We start from the raw sequence: 3,152 nt of genomic DNA on the forward strand, positions 1-3,152 counted from the left end.
GGCGAGGGGGGTGCCGGTGGGCGCGGGGTCGGCGGTGCCGGGTGCCGGGCGGCGGTAGGCGCCGTGGGCGGCCTCGGTCCAGTCGTCGTCCGCGCCGCCGCGACTGTAGAGGCGGAACGAGCCGGTGCCGGCCGTTCCGGGGAACAGCACGAGTTGCAGGGTGGGTGCGGTGGCCGTGTCGGGCACCACGGTCATGCGGGTGAAGCGGACGTCCTCGACGGTGGCGGCGGGGTCGTCCAGCGCCCGGCGGGCGGCGGCGAGCACGGCGTCGAGCAGGAGGGCGGCGGGGAGGACGGGGGTGCCGCCGACGGCGTGGTCGCGGAGGTAGCCGAAGCCGTCGAGGTCGACGGGGAGGGACCAGTGCAGGGCGCGGGGTTCGGCGGCGGAGTGGACGAACGACGCGAGCACGGGGTGGCCGTCGTGCGCGGGGCGGCGGCGGGTCGTGGACGCGTCGCCGGACCGGCAGCGCTGCCGCTGCCAGGGGTAGGTCGGCAGGTCGACCAGGGGGGCGGACGGCCCGTAGACGCGGGCCCAGTCCAGGGGGAATCCGGCGCTGTAGAGGTGACCCAGCCCGGTGAGGACGGCGGTCCGGCCGGGCTCGTCACGGCGCAGCGACGTGACCACGACGCCGTCGGCGGTGCCCCGCTGGAGGGCGAGCCGCTCGGTGACGGCGTCGGCCAGCATGGGGTGCGGGGAGATCTCGACGAAGACGTCGTGCCCGGCGTCGGCCAGCGCGGTGACGGCGCGGTCGAACTGGACGGGCCGGGTCAGGTTCAGCGCCCAGTACTCCGCGTCCAGCCGGTCCCCGCCGACCGTCTCGCCGGTGACGGTGGAGACCATGGGGACGGCGGTGGCGCGCGGCACGAGGCCGGTCAGCAGCCGCCGCAGCTCGTCGGCGACGGGCTCCATCAGCGGGCAGTGGGAGGCGAACCCGACGGATTCCAGGACCCGGCAGTAGACGCCGTCGGCCTCCAGTGCCTTCGCCAGGTCCGCCACGGCGGTCTCCTCGCCGGAGAACACGGTGGAGCCGGGGCTGTTGCCCGCCGCCACCCACACGGGTGCCGCCTCGCGCCCGGCGAGGACCTCGTGGGCGCGGTCGGGGCCGAGGCCGGCCACCGCCATCCGGCCCCGGCCGGTGGCGTCGTGCAGGGCGAGGCCGCGCCGGAGGGCGATGACGAGCGCGTCCTCCAACGACAGGGCGCCCGAGACGTGGGCGGCGGCGATCTCGCCGACGCTGTGGCCGACGACGGCGGCGGGTTCGACGCTCCAGGAGCGCCACAGCGCGGCCAGGGCGATCTGCACGGCGGTGAGGGCGGGCTGGCCCACGGCGGTGTCGAGCAGGCGGGAGTCGGCGCGGTCGGCGGTGAGCTGGTCGAGGAGCGACCAGCCGGCGGCGTGCCGGCGCAACAGCGCGTCGCAGCGTCTCAGGACCTCGCGGGCGACGGGTTCGGTGTCGAGGAGGTCGGCGGCCAGCGGCCACCAGCGGGGGCCCTGGCCGGAGAAGACGAAGACGGGCCGCGGGCGCCATCCGGCGCGGCCGGTGCCCGAGGAGAGCCCGGCGTGGCGCTCGCCGCGGCCGAACGCGGCGAGCGCGTCGCGGAGTTCGGGCAGGGAGCCGCCGACGACGGCGAGCCGGTGCTCGTGGTGGGTGCGGCGCAGCGCGGCGGCGGAGGCGAGGGCGCGGGGCGTCAGCGCGGGTTCGGGGTCGGCCAGCCGGGCCTCGTAGCGGGCGGCGAGGTCGCGCAGGGCGCCCTCGTCGCGGGCGGAGACGGCCAGGGCGACCGCTCCGGCGGGCTCGGCGCCGGGCGCTTCGCCGACGGGCGGCCGGGGCGGTTCCTCGACGACCAGGTGGGCGTTGGTGCCGCCGAAGCCGAAGGAGCTGACGCCGGCGACGGCCGGGGCGTCGGGGACCGGCCAGGGCTGGAGGGTGTCGGCCACCCGCAGGGCCAGCTCCCCGAACGGGATGTGGGGGTTGGGCCGTTCGTAGTGCAGGCTCGGCGGCACGGTGCGTTCGCGGACCATCAGCACGGCCTTGATGAGGCCGCCGATGCCGGCGGCGGCCTCCATGTGGCCGAGGTTGGTCTTCACCGACCCGATGAGGCAGGGGTGTTCGGGGTCGCGGCCCGCCGCGAGCACGGCGCCCAGGGCCTTGGCCTCGATGGGGTCGCCGAGGATGGTGCCGGAGCCGTGCGCCTCGACGTAGTGGACCTGTCCGGGCCGTACCCCGGCCCTGGCGTGGGCGGCGCGCAGCACGGCCTCCTGCGCCTGCGGGCTGGGCGCCATGAGGCCGTTGCTCGCGCCGTCCTGGTTGACGGCGCCGCCGCGGATGACGGCGTGGACCGGGTCGCCGTCGGCCAGGGCGCGGCTGAGGGGCTTGAGGAGGACGACGCCGGCGCCCTCGGAGCGGACGTAGCCGTCGGCGCTCGCGTCGAAGGACTTGCAGCGGCCGTCGGCGGACATCACCCCGGCCTTGCTGAAGTTGATGGCGAACGCCGGGGAGAGGACGAGGTTGACGCCGCCGGCGAGGGCGAGTTCGCAGTCGCCGCGGGCGAGGGCGTCGCACGCCTGGAGGACGGCGACGAGGGACGAGGAACAGGCGGTGTCCACGGCCATGCTGGGGCCGCGCAGGTCCAGCAGGTAGGACAGGCGGTTGGCGGCGATGCTCAGCGCGCTGCCGGTGCCGGTGTAGGCGTCGATCGCGTCGAGGTCGGTGAGCTGGCGGGTGGCGTGGTCGAAGGACGAGATGCCGACGTAGACGCCGGTCCGGGTTCCGGCGAGCCGCCCGGCGGGGAGGCCGGCGTGTTCCAGCGCCTCGAAGGCGACTTCGGCGAGCAGCCGCTGCTGGGGGTCCATGCGGGCCGCTTCCTGCGGCGGGATGCCGAAGAAGCCGGGGTCGAACCGGTCGACGCCGTCGAGGAATCCGCCCCAGCGGCTGTTGGTCCTGCCGGGGGTGGCGGGGTCCTCGGCGGTGAAGTCCTCGATGTTCCAGCGGTCGGCGGGGACTTCGGTGACGGCGTGGCGGCCCTCGCGCAGGAGCTGCCAGAAGCTCTCGGGGCCGTCGACGCCGCCGGGGAAGCGGCAGCCGATGCCGACGACGGCGACCGGCTCGGGCCCGTCCCCGGCCGGTGCGGCGGGGGCGGGAGGTCCGGCGG

General features: G+C 76.8%; 1 protein-coding gene. It reads right to left on the reverse strand.

Translation table 11 applies throughout. From position 1 onward, the window contains the following. A partial coding sequence (locus ACSNOC_RS27345; protein ID WP_436750262.1) for a type I polyketide synthase occupies positions 1-3,152 on the reverse strand: 3,152 nt, incomplete at both ends.

This window comes from Streptomyces sp. URMC 129, from assembly GCF_051386415.1.
Taxonomy (GTDB): Bacteria; Actinomycetota; Actinomycetes; order Streptomycetales; family Streptomycetaceae; genus Streptomyces.